7 protein-coding genes are annotated in these 17,657 nt (G+C 58.5%); all 7 read left to right on the top strand.

The features are described 5' to 3' along the window. The first annotated feature begins 21 nt into the window (after positions 1-21). The 7 genes from OZX71_RS08330 to OZX71_RS08300 all read left to right on the top strand — a co-directional run bounded on the left by OZX71_RS08330 (position 22) and on the right by OZX71_RS08300 (position 17,599). Positions 22-2,079: an isopeptide-forming domain-containing fimbrial protein gene (locus OZX71_RS08330; RefSeq protein ID WP_277159988.1), complete on the top strand. Its 2,058-nt coding sequence runs from the start codon at positions 22-24 to the stop codon at positions 2,077-2,079. A gap of 145 nt (positions 2,080-2,224) precedes the next feature. After that, positions 2,225-3,295: a class C sortase gene (locus tag OZX71_RS08325; RefSeq protein WP_277146042.1), complete on the top strand. Its 1,071-nt coding sequence runs from the start codon at positions 2,225-2,227 to the stop codon at positions 3,293-3,295. A gap of 511 nt (positions 3,296-3,806) precedes the next feature. Beyond that, complete coding sequence (locus tag OZX71_RS08320; RefSeq protein WP_277159987.1) at positions 3,807-6,818, top strand: hypothetical protein; 3,012 nt, start codon at positions 3,807-3,809, stop codon at positions 6,816-6,818. Positions 6,819-7,453: 635 nt separating this feature from the next. After that, a complete protein-coding gene (locus OZX71_RS08315) occupies positions 7,454-10,567 on the top strand; it encodes a hypothetical protein (protein WP_277159986.1) in 3,114 nt (1,037 codons plus the stop codon). A 153-nt stretch (positions 10,568-10,720) separates the two neighbouring features. Further along, entirely contained in the window at positions 10,721-12,751 is a 2,031-nt protein-coding gene (locus OZX71_RS08310; RefSeq protein WP_277159985.1) for an isopeptide-forming domain-containing fimbrial protein, read from the top strand. A gap of 368 nt (positions 12,752-13,119) precedes the next feature. Continuing rightward, complete coding sequence (locus OZX71_RS08305) at positions 13,120-14,124, top strand: class C sortase (protein WP_277159984.1); 1,005 nt, start codon at positions 13,120-13,122, stop codon at positions 14,122-14,124. 358 nt (positions 14,125-14,482) lie between these two features. After that, positions 14,483-17,599, top strand: coding sequence for a hypothetical protein (locus OZX71_RS08300; RefSeq protein ID WP_277159983.1), 3,117 nt, complete (start codon positions 14,483-14,485; stop codon positions 17,597-17,599). Positions 17,600-17,657: the final 58 nt, after the last annotated feature.

Here is a 17,657-nt window from a genome sequence, read left to right as displayed (position 1 = left end):
TAAACAAGAGGAGTTATTTCCATGAGTAGAAAGTTCAACGTCAGAGGCGTTGTTGGCCTCACGCTTGCTGCAGCCACGCTGTTGGCACTCGCGCCGCTCGGCACGGCCAACGCGGCCGATCCGGTGAGCATCGATATGTCCAAGGCTAAAAAGACGTCGATCACCATCAAGAGCACGAAGGCCTCGATGACGAACCACAAGTTCGCGGCTCTGAAAATTGGCCAATATGACCAGGCCACGCATGATGGTGATGACCTGAAGTCGGTCACCGTTTCCACAGTTGATGGCATCAAGGATGCTGCTAAAACGGCTTTGGATAATGTCAGGGGCTCGGCTACGGCGGATTCCGCTTATGCGGGCAACCCTGTCGGCGAAGTCGCTTCGAAGTGGCTCGGCTATGGCACTACGGGAGATGATACGACTTCAAACACCTCGGACGCTGTCGGCACCGACAAGCACGGCTACAACGGTAAGCTGCGTTCGTTCGTCACCCAGTTCGCCAAGCAGGATGGCATCCCCGCAAAGTTCACCGCTCCAAGCGCCCCGACTGCTAACTGCGGCCCGGGGACCTCTTATTGCGTCGTTGACGGTGACAATGAGACCGCCACGATCAAGAACCTCGAACCGGGTGTCTATGTGGTCGAGGACATCACCTCTGTCTTCACCGGCGAAGGAACCGGCCACAAGAACTCCATCCCCATGCTGGTCAGCACCGGCATCGAGATGAGCACCACGGAGAAGTACATGACGCTCAACGGTAACAAGCTCGGCCAGATCGACATGAAGAACGATACGCCCACCGTCACCAAGACGCTGAACAAGGACGCCACGGACTACGATCCTTCCATCGGTGGCACGCTGAGCTACCAGCTCAAGAGCCAGGTTCCGCTGACCACCGGCTTCGACCACTATGTCTATGCTATGACCGATCATCCTGGCACCGGCCTGACCTACAAGACTGACTCGGATCCCGTCGTGAAGGTCTGCCCGTCCGACAGCATCAATGATTCCGGCTGCGAGACGCTGACTGCCACCACCGATTACATGGTGACGCACAAGGAGTTCGCCGCTGGTGAGAATGGTAGCACTGGTCGCGTTGGCGACACCCACTATATCCTCTTCGATCTGACCAAGTCGATTCGCGATCAGAAGTACAAGGACTACATCTTCATCACCTACAAGATGACGGTCAACGAGAACGCAGTGAGCGAGCAGCCGTTGCGCAACGGCATCCGCCTTGAGTATTCCAACGATTCCAACAACCCGCCTTCGACTGACGTACCCACCCCCACCGATGATGGCACCATCAAGGATTGCCCCGCCGGTTCGGATACCAGCACTTGCAAGGACGGCTCGATCTACGATGACGGCAGCGGCGACGGCGAAGGCGCTGCAAACGCTGATACCTACTTCCGTCACTTCGACCTGATCAACCTCAAGAAGGTCGACGGCGCGGGCCTGGCTGGCGCCAAGTTCACCGTCACCGATTCCGACGGCAAGCTCGTCAACTTCAAGAAGGTCGACAACGGCTCCTACAAGAAGTCCACTGATCAGACCAACACGGATACGACCAAGGAACCGACCACTACTGTTGCCGGCGCTCAGCTCGAGGTCTACAAGACGGCGCCCTCTACTAACGCGAACAGCGATGACCCTTCTGATGACGGTCAGCTGCGCGTCGACGGCCTGAAGGACGGCACCTATACCGTCAAGGAAACCGTTGCGGCCCCTGGATTCTCTTCGACCTTCCTGCCCTCCACCGATGTGTATGTCGGCGCGCTCGGCACCGGTGACGACGCGAAGAAGTCCGCCTTCGCCAACACCGCCGATACCCTTGGCCTCATCGCCAAGCACGGCGATGCCAGCGTGGACCCCAAGGTGTTGAACGAAGTCAAGATGACCAAAGATAGTGCTGCAGGTGCCGACGATGCCGGTGCGGTGATCGTCGACAACGTCACCTCCGTCTCCCAGCTGCCGTTGACCGGTGGCGCGGGCGTGGTCCTGGGCCTGCTGGTCCTGGTCGCGTTCGGTGCGACTGCCGGCGTACTGATTGTCGTACGTCGTCGTCTCAACGCGTGAGACTCGCGATAGCAGTCTGATGTGATCCGGGGACATGCCCTTGAGTAATAGGGCATGTCCCCATCGTTGTGTCTTACGAACCTTGCCGGTAAATCCGCTAGGATTGAAGGATTGAACAATTATCAAGGAAGGAGCGCCGGTCGCCATGTCATTACGCAACCATGCTTCCGCCGCCGGCAAAGACGCCGACGTCAATGGTCGCGGTGTAGCGCCGAGCGACCCGCTCGCCCTTTCCTTTGCCCAGGCCCTTCGCGGTGGCTTCGAGCCCAAAAGCCGGGTCAAACGTATCGTCATCCGTGTCGTCGACGTGCTGATTGTGGTTTGCATCGTCGGTTTTCTCACCGCCCTGGCGTGGTTTCCGGTGCGTTGGGCCTACAGCATGTATCTGGAGAACGACGAGATCGAGGCATCGGTCGACCGCATCTCGCACTGGCCGCAGGGCAAGGTGGCCGAAGAATACCATCGTGCCCAGGCGTACAACCAGCGCGTCGCGGCTTCGGGCCAGCCGGCGCTCGGTGAGTTCGTCGATCCGTTCCAGGCCGGCAAGCCGGGCGCGAAAACGGAGTCGGAGAAGGACAGCGAGTACCAGTCCCTGCTCAACACGGGTGACGGGATCATGGGCACGATTCGCATCCCCAAGATTTCGGTGAAGCTGCCGATCCGGCATGGCACTTCCGACAAGGTGCTGGAGCACGGCGTGGGGCATTTGTACGGCACGAGCCTGCCGGTGGGCGGCGCCTCGACGAACGCGGTCTTAAGCGGGCACAACGGCCTGACGAGTGCGCTGCTGTTCACTCGTCTTGACGAGCTGGACAAGGGCGATATCTTCTATATCCAGACGCTGGGCCGTACGATGGGCTACCGTGTGGTCGGCATCCATGTGATCAAGCCGACCGACACGCATTTATATAAGGTCGTGCCCGGCAAGGACCTCGTGACGCTGATGACCTGCACGCCTTACGGCGTCAACACCGAGCGCTTGATTATTACCGGTACACGGCAGGCGATTCCCGACCCGATCCCGGATCCGGACGATGCGCGCGGCGACGGCCTGCTTTACGGCGTCTCGCTGGCTTTCCTGGGTCTTATTCTCGGTCTGCCGGCGGTGCGTCTGAGCCATCGCAAGCCATGGGAGATCCGCCACGCATCGGCTGCCGGCCCCCGCCCGCCACGTCGGTGGATATCTATACCAGCGGCTTGGTTCGTAAAGCGATAAACGAGTCTGTTTGATTACCTGTTTCAGGTAGGCACGGCCAGTCCGCGTAATGCTCTGAGCTGAAAGTACGCAGAAATGTACGGCTTGAATGCAAAGAAAGCGTGAAGAATAAATTGATTTTGGCCGTCACGAAAGTAGTGCATATTTCGGTGTCCGTTGTGTTGTAAACCGCTGACCAACAATTTTAAAATCGTTTTAAACGTTGTTGTAATGCGAATATCGCCATACTGTATAAATATACGTTGATGTTATAAATATACCTATTATTTTTGTATTTTCACAATAGTTTCTGAATAATTAGACAAAAAAGAACATATTTTATTTTTTCCTGTCAAGACCTTCCGACAATGTAGAAGGACGTGCAAATGTGATGAGAATCATAAAAGTAAATCGATTGTGATTGACGCTTGGTGGTTCATCGATAGCTCATTCTTGCAGAAGTCGGAAAGAGCGCAGACGCCTCGAGGGATGAGGCGACGACGTATGGAGTCCGCTCCGTGAAGGAAGTGATTTGGTGAGACAAAGTAGGCTTGCGGCAAAGTTGGCGTGCGCTTGTGCATCGGTGGCGATGATTTGCTCCGTTGTGGTGCCTGCGACGATGGCGTCGCCCGCCTATGAAGACGTGTCATCGGGCACGGGGGCATCCGCGCGGGGAGGCAGTGACCTGACGCTTGCCGACTATCCCGACAGGTGCACGCAGAAAGAGGGATCTTCGGTTCCAGAGGGCGAAAAAGTCGACTGCAAGCCCATGCTCTACCAGTTCCTCGGCGAAAACAACAAGATGCAGGGCTGGGATCATGCCGATGAGATCCGTATGGATTTCGTGGTGCGCATGCCCCACGGTATGGTCAACCCGAACTGTGTCGGGTTGGGCAGCAGCGGCAATTATCGCGGTATAGGCAGCGGCAATGTGGATTGCGGCATGCAGATCGCGTTCTCGCGCAACAATTCCGCGACCGAGAACCTGAAACCGGCGAATTACCTCAACACGTACGGCGGGGATGCCGACGAGGGCGAGGACACCTCAAATGGTTCGGATGCGGCCGAAAAGTGGGCGCATAATCAAGACCAGTTCTACACCATCCACAACGTGATGGTCTCCGGCGATTACGACTTCCTGACGATTTCGCTTGAGGGCAACATCGCCTACGGTAATGACAAAAACAAGGTCGATAAGAGCAACACCAGCGTCGGCGGCGCGAAATTCGAGCCGCAGTATGTCTATGTCGTCGCAAGCCCCGGTCGGACGCCCAAAAACGACAGCACTATCAAGTACTCGGATTTCTCTGACGACAAATACGTGACCAATATCGCCAACGAACGTCCGGCGTACATGTATACCAATGGGGTCGACGGTGCCGGCGACATCACCTCGGTGGCCGCCGCCATTGCCAACCTCCCCTTGCGCAACAACGGTCCGATCTCGTATATGGGCTGGAATTCTGGCGGCAAGCTGTGGAGCGGCAGGCAAGCGAACTGGGGCATGGTCACCGATTACGGGTTCAAGTCCCAAGGCACCGGCCAAATGGTCGCTCCGGCGAATTCGTTCTTCGTGCAGTGGTACAACAAGGCCGCCAACCAGACCTACACCTACAAGGACGCCAACGGCAAAAACGTCACCATGCCACGGCCGTGTTCCAACAACACCTCGTTCTATTACCAATGGTTCGGCTTGAAGAACGGTCATCAGTGGTTGCCTGTGACCACGCTCACGCCGGATGTGCAGAAGGTCTCCGGCATGACTCTGCTCAACGACTATAAGTCGGACGACAGTCTGGCCAAGAACGTCGCCGGTTCCGGGCCGAACCTGATGGTTCCCGGCGCGGGCACCTTGAGCTCGGTGGCGCAGAATGCCGACGGCAGCATCGACTTCGGCAAAGCCAAGAAGGCGCAGGGTTTCGACGGCTACTTCAAGCTCGTGACCTGGCCGATCACCACGACGCCGATTACCACGGATGTCAACGGAGCCCAGTCCTACGAAGGCTGCATTGCGACGGACGCGCCCACCGGCACCTCGTCGATGAGCGTCCGTGACGCCTACAACCCGCTTTACAACGAAGCGGATTCCAGCAAGCCGATCAGCATCACCGCCTCGTCCTCGCAGGACGAGATCAATGATGCCATCGCCAAAGGCTGGACCATTGACACGGCGTTTGCCAAGTTCAGCCTCAACCGCCCCGATAAGCCGGTCATCACCGATGTGGACAGCAAGACCGGCGGCGATTACGTCAGCCCCGACGAACGCACCATCACCGGCACGGCGACGCCGGGCAATACGGTGACGCTGTACCGCGAGGATCCGGACAATCCGATCATTTCGACGCACCCGGACGCTTCGAGCACCCGAGGCGTGAGGATAGGCAGCACGACCGCTGACGAAAACGGCAACTGGGAGATCACGGACACGAAGCAGTACAACCCGGCACGCACCAGGTATGTGCGCTACCATGCTTGGCAAACCGATCAAAGCCCCTACCATATCAGCTCTCTGTTCTCCAACATCGCCAAAGGCGACTTCGAGCTTTCGTATAACCACAACCCGAAAATCACCAAACTCACGGTGCCTCATACCGTACGCAACGAAGACGGCACGACCTCGTCGCTGCCGAGCGGCTCCAAGGTGAGAATCACCGGCGAATTCGACTCGGCCCGTGGCGACAACACCTTGAAGATCTATGCGGTGCCGCAGCCCGACGGCCCTTCTTCGGATACCAAGCGCGGTCTTGCGCGGGGGACTCGGGTGACGCAGAGCGACCGGACGACGTTGCGCGATGGCGAGGAAGTGAGCGAGCCGGATGCGAAATGGGTGGTCTGCGACAAAGGCCAGGTCGATGCCGACAAGCCGGCTCTGCATGTCACCGGTACGTGGACGTGTGATATCGACCCGTCGATGTTCGAAGATGCCGATCATACGGATAGCTCGGGGAATACGTATATATGGTATACGCTTTACGGCGTGCTGACCGACAGCAAGGCCACCGATCCCGGCAAGGCCAAGATCATCAGTCAGGTCACCGATCAGGTCATCGATATGTGGCCGCCAGACGTCACGATCGATTCGATCGACCGCACCGAGGGTGTCGCCAAGGGCAAGGTGACCAAGGCCAAGACCGGCGAGACGATGGCGGGCGTCCCCGTGAGCATCGAGTGGCCCGACGGCAGCACCTCATCCGCCAAGACCGACAGCAGCGGGCATTGGCAGGTCGACATACCGGCCGGCATGACTCCGGGCAATCTGACCGTCAACACCACCGACAGGGCTTGCATCAAAGAGCATGGCGTCAACATCGGCAACGAAGAGTCCGCGAGTGACGGCGGCAATGAGGGTGTCACGGCCACCGGTGAGCTCAAGGGCGGTCCGGCGACGGAGGCGCTGCCGTTCACGGGCAACCGGCCGTGGCGGACGATTGCCGGGCTGGTAGCTGGGCTGGTGACTTTCGCGGTGGTCTATCTGCTGGCTGTTCGCTGGCGTGCCGGCCTTGCCGGCAATAACCGGCCGCGCAAGGGGGCGCATGCGCTATGAGAATCGTGACGGATACGCGTATCCGGTTTTCTGCGGGCCTGCGCTAAATAAGCGGGCAACCAAACAACCAAGTAATCACAACGAATCATCGGAAAATCAAGAAGGAAAAAGAAAGCCGATGGGGGACTATGCGTCGGCTCGTTGCGGTTTGTTGCCAGCGTGGTTACCAATATCTCTCTTAAAAAATCACTCAGAGAGAAAAATAAGAAAACTGAAGAAAAAACAATATAGATAACGCGTTATTCAATGACGAATAAATGCCGTTTCCAATGAAACAAAGGTGTTAAGTTCTCTTCGGGAGCTACATTTCGTCAAACGTTCTCCTTGTTGAATTCTCTATTTTGCGGATATGCAAAGAATAATGTGAAGACCAATTATTGAATCGTAAATATAACAATAAAAGCTCACGAAATTATTCTTTTATAAGAATTTAATGATTTATTTATCACAATATACTGAGTAGTATTAATCTTGTGCAATAAAAATTAACGCTTTTGAAGTACGTTTTACGTTTGATGCGATGCAGTTGTGTAAGAAGTGCAAAAGGATAACCGTGCGCTCGCTTGCTGTGCATGATGACCGAGAAGAGATTTTCTACAGGGGTGATTGTTGTGAAGCAAAAAGGACTGACGGCAGTGGCGACGAGCATTATCGCCGCCATTGTTCTCGTTATTACCGCGGTGTTGCCCGTCACTGGTTCGGCGTCATATGAGCAGTCGTTGGAAAGGGCTTCAGACAATTCCTGGAGGGTGAATTCGACGGATTCGGTGCACAATAACGCCATCCGCAAGCCCGAGCTGTATCAGCTGCTCAGTTTCAACAACAAAATCGATACCTTGCGCGATGAGATGCGTTTGGACTTTGTGGTCCGTGTGGCGCATGGCGAGGTCGATCCCACCGTCAGCAACGGCGGCAACACCGGCTTGCGGATTGTCTATGACTACGGCGACGGCGGCGTCAGCGGCAACACCGTGAATCCGAATTATGGCCATACCGTGAGCTACAAGCGGACCATTTTCGGCTCCGATGTGGCTTCCGGTGCCGACACCTGGGCCCAAAACATCGATGAGTATTACACGATTGTCTCTATGCAGAATTCCGGTCCGTACGATTATGTGACGGTTTCCCTGCAGGGTGATATGAACATCCCCGATGAGAACAACGCCTATTGGTCCAGCGCCAGCGATAACGGCCAGACCTGGAAGCAGCATATCTGGGCGATGGTCGGGCCTTTGGCCAGGAGCAGCAGCAACTGGTTGGACGGCTACATCACTTCCAACGGAAACGCCGCCTGGAGCGGTGTCAACGCGCAAAGGGTCACCGATTATCTCAACAGCGCTCCTGCCTCCCAGTTCGCCACCAACTTGGCTGAGGGTAAGGACGAGACCTCGTATCCGGGCATCTGCCATCAGGCGTGGGGCAAGACCTATTCACATGGTTGCGATATCCCGCAGTCTTGGGTCGGTTTCGACCGTTGGCCCAGGTTGTGGAGCAACGATGGGGGCGATGGCACCGGTCAGACCAACTGGGGTTTGACGGTGGACGCCGGTTTCAACAACATCCGCGTCGCCCGCAACGGAAAGACGAATTCCGGGTCGAAGAGCTATCCGGCAGGCACCGCTCCGCCGAATTCGTTCTTCATCCGTTGGTACAACCCTGCCAACTCGAGCAAGGACGCGGCCAGAGGAGGAGGGCAAAGAACCCCCGATCCCTGCACAAGGGTCACGGGATTCAAATATCAGTGGCTTGGCCTTCAGAATCGTAAGAATTGGGTTCCGGTCACCTCGTTGACGCCCGAGCCTGTTGAAGTGAGCAATGTTCCCGTAACGGGATATGACTATACGGCCGGTACCGATTTCCCGATCTGGGCCGATAACGGGGATGGCAGTTTTTCCAAGCTTGACAACGAGGCGAAATTCACCGATTACACGGCATTCAACAGCGTGTCTAATTACGAAGGCAATACCAAGCCATACAACCTCATGGTCCAAGGCGCCGGCAGCGCGACGAGCGCGCAGAACGCCGACGGCAGCATCGATTTCGACAAGGCCAAGCGGCTTCAGCCTAACGATGACGCCGAAGGCACCGTGGGCAGCGCCGGATACAGCGGCCTTGACGGCTACTTCAAGCTGGTCACCTGGCCGGTGGTCGATTCCTCCTGCACGCTCAACGATCCGCTGCGTAATCCCGACAAGAATTCCGAAGGGATCACCCAGGAGATGGCGGAGAATGATCAGGCGAGCGTGCAGAAGCAGATCGATGCGGGCTGGACGGTCGGTACTGCCTTCGATCATTTCGACATCAATCGTCCCAAAGTCCCTACCATCACCGGTGTTTCGACGGATGACAGCGCTGCGACCACGAACGAGATGACCGCGATCACGAATTCCTCGGATCCCCAATATGCCCTCGCCGACAGCAAGGCCAAGTCCAACGCTACGAAGCCGGTCATCTCCGGCAACGCGACCATCGGGGATTGGGTGGTGCTCTATGAGGATGTCCCCAACCGTCGCAACAGTGCAGGCACGTCGTACGCCGACCGCGTCATTAAGAAGAATGCACCCGGGACTTACGACAATGGCGACGATTATGAAAGCGTCGGTACGGTGGTCAACAGTGAGAATCCGCCCGGCTCAGGGCCGAACACCAACGTTGTGGGGGCAGCCGCCGTCGGCAAGGACGGCACCTGGCACATCACGGACAATACCGCGGTCGACAGCACCCAGATCAACGAGAGGGTCCGGCGTTACCACGCCTACCAATATGATCCCACCGATGAGATGAAGGTCGGTTCCCATTTCTCGCCGATCGCGTTGGTCAACTTCAGTGCGCCGGCGGACAAGGCGCCGACGGTGGATCCGGACAAGATCGTCGTGCCGCATACCAAGCAGACGGCGTCGCTGGACGGCGCGCTTACCGACGGCAACAACACGACGGTGAGCATCGGCGGCACAATGAGTTCCACCGAGGGCGGGTCCACGATGAGGCTCTATGCCAAGCATGTGGCACCTCCGAGCGATCTGTCGAAAACGCTGGGTAAATCCGCTTCTTCGCCCGTGGCGGCTCGTGACGGCGACTCTGATCTCGGCAACGAGATTGTCGGGGTCGACAGCGCCAAATGCGAGCAGTCCATCGGTGTGGGCAGCGATAAGGACTGGAGCTGCAGCGTGCCGGTGCAATGGTTCATCGACAACACTCCATCGCCGGTGGCTGGTACCGGCTGCTACTTCAAGTTCGTGGCGGTGACCACCAACAAGGACGGTGTGACGGCTCAGTCCGAACCCGTCACCAAGAGCGTCGACTTCTACGCTCCGGTGGTTTCCATCACCAGTGCCGACAACAGCTATGTGAAAGGCAAGGTAACGGCCGACCCCGACACTCCGGTCATTGTGAACACGATACTGCCCGGTGCAACGGTCCATCTTTCCTGGCCGGACGGCACGCCTTCAGGCGCTCCGACTACCGCAACGGTGGATTCCGAGGGCAATTGGAAGGCCGAAGTGGTCTCCGGAGCCAAGCCGGGTGACATCAAGGCTTACGTCGTGGATAAAGAGACCAACGCGTCCAAGAAAACGGTGTATAAGGACTTCAATCCCACTCCGCCCGTTACGGCGTTGCCTTTCACGGGCCACTTCCCGTGGTTGGCGATCCTCATGGTGTTGACCGTCATCGTCATGGCGATTGTCGGCTACAAAGTCCTTCAGAAATACAAGGGCGGTTTGCTCAGCAAAGGGAGGCATGTGAAATGAGCGTTTTCATATACGTCTCGCTCAAACGGGCCAAGCCCGACTGAATGTGGGTGCGGCCGGCGAGGTGAGTTGCCGACGTAGCGTGCACAATATCCAAAATCCCAAATATCCGATTATCCAAAATCCCAACCAAAACAAAGAGGAGATACTCCCATGAGTAGAAAGTTCAGCGCCAAAAGCCTCACGGGCTTGGCGGTAGCAGCAGCCACATTGTTGGCGTTCGCCCCGTTCGCGGGCACGGCCAACGCTGCCGAAGAGAACATGGACGTCACGAAGTTCGCCAAGACGTCGATTACCATCAATGGCACCGCGGCCATGATGAAGAACCACAAGTTCGCGGCTCTGCGCATCGGCACCTACGAAAAGGCCACGCATGATGGCGAGACGTTGAAGTCGATCACTGTCGGCACCGTTGACGGCATCAAGTCCGCGGCCACGGGCGCTTTGGCCGCGGCCAAAGTCGCCGACGGCATTTCTCCGAGCACGCCCGGCTCCGCCTTCGTCGGCAACCCCGTCGGCGAGGTCGCCACGAACTGGCTCGGCTATGGTGCTTCGGGAGACGATACGACTTCGAACACCGCGACTGCCGTCAGCCCGAGCAAGCACGGCTATAACGGCCATCTGCGTACGTTCGTCACCGCGTTTGCCAAGGCCAACGGCATTCCCGACGCGGTGTCGGCCTCCGCTTCGACCGCCAACTGCGGCGGCTCCAGCACCGACTGCACCGTTGACGCAGCCAACGAGAGCGCCAAGATCTCGGGCCTCGATCCTGGCATCTATCTGGTTGAAGACACCACCTCCGACTTCGGCGGCGAAGGCACCGGCCACAAGAACTCCATCCCCATGCTGGTGAGCACCGGCATCGAGATGAACGACGGCACCAAGTACACGACCTTCGGTTCCCTGACGCTCGGTGAGGTCAATATGAAAAGCGATGCCCCCTCCGTCGCCAAGACGCTGGACAAGGACGCCGGCTTCGACCCCTCCGTCGGAGGAACGCTGCATTACCAGCTCAAGAGCCAGGTGCCGCTGACCACCGGCTTTGCCCACTACGTCTTCGCCATGACCGACCATCCCGGCACCGGTCTGACCTACACGGACGGTTCGCAGACCGTGAAGATCTGCCCCACCGATAGCATCAATGGCGCTGGTTGCACGACCCTGGCCGAAGGTACGGACTACACGGTCACCAAGCTCAACGACACCACGGAAGGCTCCGCGACCAAGGGTGACACCAAGTATGTCATCTTCGATCTGACCAAGTCGATTCGCAGCCAGACCTACGAGAACTACATCTTCGTCACCTATGCCATGTCGGTCAACAACAACGCCCAAAGCGAGCAGCCGCTGCGCAACGGCATCCGCCTCGCCTACTCCAACGATCCCGGCGTTCAGCCCGGAACCGATGACCCGGGTCACGACCCCGGCACCGGCAACATCGTCAACTGCCCCGCCGGCACCACCGATACGAACTGCAAGAACGGTTCGATCTTCGACGATGGCAGCGGCGACAACGGCGGCAGCCCCGACGCCGACGCCTACTTCCGCCACTTCGATCTGATCAACCTCAAGAAGGTCAGCAGCACCGGCCTGGCTGGCGCCAAGTTCACGGTGACCGACAATGCCACCAACAAGCTCGTCAACTTCTATAAGACCGGCAACGGTTCCTACAAGAAGGCCGTCGAGCAGACCAATACGGATGCCGCCAAGGAACCTGACGGAACGACCACTCCCGGCGCCCAGCTCGAGGTTTTCAAGACGGAACCGGCCGGTAGCGCCGACAGCGACGCTCCCACCACTGACGGCCAGCTGCGCGTGGACGGTTTGAAGGACGGCACCTATACCGTCAAGGAAACCGTTGCCGCTCCTGGGTTCTCTTCGAGCTTCCTGCCTTCCACCGAGGTGACCGTCGGTCCGCTGAGCGGTGAGGGCAACGCGAAGAAGTCCGCCTTCATGAACACCGCCGATACGCTTGGTCTCATCGAGGCCAAGGGCAGTGCGGGCAACCTGCTTGAGGTGAAGATGGACAACGATCATGCCGTGGTCGTCAACAATGTCACCTCCATCTCGCAGCTGCCGTTGACCGGTGGTGCGGGCGTGATCCTGGGCCTGCTGGTCCTGGTCGCGTTCGGCGCGGGTGCGGGCGTGCTGGTGTTCGTGCGCCGTCGCCTCAACAACGCGTAAGGCTTGTGACGTCAGTCTGATGGCCTGAGGCTTGCGATAGAAGCCTGACGGCCTGAGGTTTGCGATGTCGACCTCATGGTGGGGACATGCCCTTGTCTGTAATGGATAGGACATGTCCCCACCATTTTGTTTGTCTGGTTCATTGGCGGATTCGCCCTCGTGTTCGACTTGATAATGAACTTACCGACTAACTTGCCACTTAACATGCCAGATTGGTAAGTTAAGTGGCAAGTTCATTCGCGCCCGCCCCGGTTTCGGCGTCACTTAAGCAACGCCGAAGCGTTTCCGGTACCTGTGGTGGTATCTTCGTTGTCGTGCTGGCACCGTGTATGGTGTCTGACGACGGCTAGGAATTATGGAGAAACGGCGTGAAGTGTGATGCCCCTTCGTTCGAGACCATCATCAACGATCGCGGCGGGCGTATCAGCGCTCGCCGGCAGATGGCCATCCGTGTTGTCGACGTGCTCATCGCGGTTTTTCTGACGGCTTTCATCGTATCGGTCTGCTGGTTCCCCGCGCGCTGGACCATCGACATGTACCGCGAAAGCGCCGCCGTTGAGGACTCGGTCAACCGCGTTTCGCGCTGGCCGCAGGGCAAGATAGCCAGCGAATACCATCGCGCCCAGACCTATAACCGTCGTATCTTCGAATCCGGCCAGGAGCAGCTGGGGGAATATACCGATCCCTTCGACAAAGGCGGCCCCAAAGCGAAGACGCTCAGCGAGAAGGACACCGAATACCAGTCGCTCCTGAACGACGGCACCGGGGTGATGGGCACCATCCGCATCCCCAAGATATCGGTGAAGATGCCGATCTACCACGGCACTTCCGACGAGGTGCTGCTCCATGGCGCGGGCCATCTCTACGGCACCAGCCTGCCGGTGGGCGGCCCCTCGACCAACGCCGTGCTGAGCGGTCACACCGGCCTGTCGAGCGCGTTGCTTTTCACGCGCTTGGACGAGCTGAAGCGCGGCGACGTTTTCTATGTGCAGACCCTCAACCGCACGATGGGTTACCGCGTGGTCGGCATCCATGTGATCAAGCCGAGCGACACCCATCTCTACAAGGTGGTGCCGGGCCGCGACCTGGTGACGCTGATGACCTGCACGCCCTATGGGGTCAACACCGAGCGGCTGGTCATCACCGGCACCCGCCAGCCGATTCCCGAGCCGATTCCGGATCCGGACGACGCCAAGGGCGATGGCGTGCTCTATGGTGTTCTCGTCGCGTTGGCCGGCCTGCTGCTGGGGCTGCCCGCCGTGAGGTTCTCGCGCCGTAAGCCGTGGAAGATCCGTCATGCGGCCGCGGGTCCGCGTCCTCCGCACGTCAAACGCAGGATTTGCGACACGCTCCGCATGCAATTACGCGTATAGAAGAAAAAAGTTTTTCTTTCTCCATTTTGTCTTGCAGATTAAAACTTTTGATGTATTTTGTGGAAACGATTGCGATTATTGCGTTTTGTTGTGACTTGCATCACTTATAGACGAATTTGTGTCATCGGTGTGTCGCATTGAATCATTATTTGTCTAAGCATTTTCTGGATTTTGTCTAATTCCAAAAAAATGTTATATTCGTCACTCTGAGATTGTGCGCTGGCCTTTGGGCCGCGCGCGATTGGGAGTTTGTAGTTTACATCGTTTGATGTAAGGCGATGTGTGCGTGCCGTCTCACGCCTTTTGGCGGTTTGGCGCGTTGATGTGGAGTGTGGTTGTTTTGCGGAATCGTAGTGCCGTGAGGTTGGTGTTGGTGGTGATCGTTGCGGTTGCAGCGATCCTTGGCGCGGGGAGTGCCATTTCGTCGGCCACCGCCGCTGGCGGCCAGACGGACGTCACTGCCGAAACCGACACTGCCGATACCCGCGACGCCAATACCCGCGATCTTTCGTGGCGCAAAGGTACCAAACGTACGGCTCCCAACGGCGCCGATCGCAAGCCGGTCCTCTTCCAGATGCTTTCGTACAACGACAAAATCAACACCAATATCGACGAGATTCGCGTTGACGCCGTGATACGCGTGGCTCACGGCGAGGTGTCGACCAAAAGGGAAAACAACAACAGCGAGATTGCGTCGGGCTCATGGTCCGGTGATACGGGTCTGCGTTTTGTGTACAACTTTATCAGTGGCGGCACCAATGGCAACGGGCTGAATGAGGACTATGATGACGGGTCTCACATTGTCAAGTACGCGAACACCGCCGGTGGAAAGGCCGGCGCAAACCAGTGGGCCGCCAACCAGGATGAGGTCTATACGATCCACAAAATCATCCATTCGGGTCTTTACGACTATGTCACCATCTCATTTGTCGCAGATGTCGATTATCCCGACAGCGGTAAAGGCAGTTGGTGGCAGGGCACGACAAAGGACGGCCGCACGACTGATGCCGCCCAGATCTGGGTGCTGGTCGGGAGGGCCGCGCTTGATTCCGCCAACTATAAGATCAATGGTCGTGGAGACTTGGATTATTACCAGGACCAGTACGGCCTGGCGACCAACATCATGGCGGGCCGTCACGTACAGCTGTTCCCGAGCGATTGTACGGATACGACCAACGGTGCCAATAAAGCGGGCTGCAACCAACCGAATCTGTTCATGAACTTCGATGCCCACCCCCAGTGGCTGTGGACCGCCAATCAGGCGAATTGGGGCTTGGTGTCCGATTATGGGCTTGGCGGCACTTTCTATTCCGTGCTTCAGCACAGCAAGGGTAATCATAATACAAATATGAGCGGCGACGCAGGCACGTCGACCTACGCTCCTGCGGGTCATCTCAACGGGACCGACGAGGGGGTGGCGCCGCCGAACTCATTCCTCATCAACTGGTACGACAACAATACGAGTAGCGGTCAGGTTAAGAGCAATCCGTGCCATCAGTACAAGTCCTATTGGTACGAGTGGATGGAGCTCAAAAACAACTCCACGTGGGTGCCGGTCACCTCGTTGACCGGCGACGGCGCACGGCCGGTCACCGGCCAGCCGCCATCGTATGAGACGGCTAATGAGGGCAATGGCGTAGGGCTGGGCAACGATACGTTTGCCTACAACGAGAACAATACTTCCAAGTCCAACAACCTCTTCTACCGCCCGACCGAAGGCAAGAACCAGGCCGGCGGCCCCATGCAGCCGGCGCAGAACGCGGACGGCTCCATCGACTTCAAAAAGGCGAAGGCCGAAGACCCCGGCGACGGCTACTTCAAGCTGCTCACGTGGCCGAACGTCGAAGCCGACGGATGCGCGGCGAGTGCAACGGACGATGCCCATAATCCCGGCATCACCCTCGACATGGTCAAGAACCATCCTGACGTGGCGAAGGCCCGGTTTGACAAGGCCTGGGTCGACGACACCGCGTTCTACAAGTACGACGTCTCGCGTCCCACGGTGCCGGTGATCACCGGCGTCTCCGCCGATGACGCGGACAGTTCCGACATCGCCTTCGCCGACATGGCGAGCACCGACAGCCAGTTCGCCCTCGGCGACAACAAGGCCGTCTCCCTCTCCACGGCGAGCAAGCCCACCATCAAGGGCACCGGCACGCCTGGCCAGGAAGTCTCCCTGTATGAGGACGTTCCCAACGCGACCGACAACTATTCGGACGGCAGCAAGAAAAACGTCATCGTCAAGGGCACTGTCGACGACTATGAGAACATGGGTCACCTGGTCGGCAAGGCCACGGTCGGCGCCGACGGCAAGTGGTCGATACAGGCCGACGACGCGGACGACACAGTCGACTCCACGAAGGCGGCCGAGCGACTGCGGCGCTACCACGCCTATCAGACGGATCTCACCACCCAGATCAACGGCATGAAGATGGATCTGTCTTCCTACTTCTCGCCGGTCTCCGTGGTGCAGTTCAAGATGCCGCCGGATCCGGCGGCGAGCGTCGACAAGGTCGTGGTGCCGCATACGGTCAACGGCGCGCTTGAGGGCAGCGATCCGAAGGTCGCCATTTCCGGCACCGTCTATTCGGCCGTCGGCGGCTCGTCGATGAAGCTTTACGCCCAGCATGTCGATGCGAGGGCGACGAGAGCGGCCAAAGCCACGAAGAAAAGCAAGGCGAAGGCCTCGGGGTCAACGCGGTCTGCAGGCGGCGTCAAATCGAGCCGGTCGGGCCAACGCGGTGCACCGACTGCGGGCGATGAGCTGCAGGAGTGTGCGCAGACCAACGTGGCCAAAGACACGACGGATGCCGCCACCGGCAAGGTGACGGGCACCGAGTGGTCGTGTCAGGTTGCGACGTCGTGGTTCGCTTCGAAAGCCCCGGATGCGGGCAGCGGCTGTGACTTCAACTTCACTGCCGTCACCACCAACAGCGAAGGGGACGAAGTCAACGCCAGCAAGACCTTGCCGGTCGATTTCTATGCCCCGAAAGCCGGGCTCAAAACCGCCGACCACACCGGGCTTTCCGGCCGGGTCACACCGACCGGTCCGGCTCTGCAATCCGCCGCGGCAGGGGCGAAGATCACCATAACCTGGCCCGCAGGCACGCCGTCGGGCGCACCCACGTCGGCCACGGCCGGTGCCGACGGCAGCTGGCACGTTGCGCTGAAACCCGGCACGCCTAAGGGCACGGTGACCGTGCAGGCGCAGGAAGTGGACGCCGACGGCAAGCCGACCAACCAGTCGGCGGTGGAGCACATGACGTTGATTCCCGCCCCGCCGCTTGCGCAGCTGCCATTCACCGGCAACCGTCCTTGGGTCATATGGCTTCTGGCGTTGGTCGTGAGCGTGGTTGCGATCGGCGGGTACGAGCTGATGAAGCGCTATCGTGTCGGCTTGGCCGAAGGCCGACCCATGCACGCCGTCGCGCGAAGCTCGAAGGCCAGACACGGCACTCGGCACGAAGCGGAGTGATCCGTCTTCCGGAGGCGTTCGCCGTTCGTTAGGCGGCGAACGCGCGTCCGGGAAGCAT

Source organism: Bifidobacterium sp. ESL0764, assembly GCF_029395515.1.
GTDB lineage: Bacteria > Actinomycetota > Actinomycetes > Actinomycetales > Bifidobacteriaceae > Bifidobacterium.
Note: the sequence above shows the minus strand (reverse complement) of the source record. Positions and strands in the feature narration are given on the sequence as shown.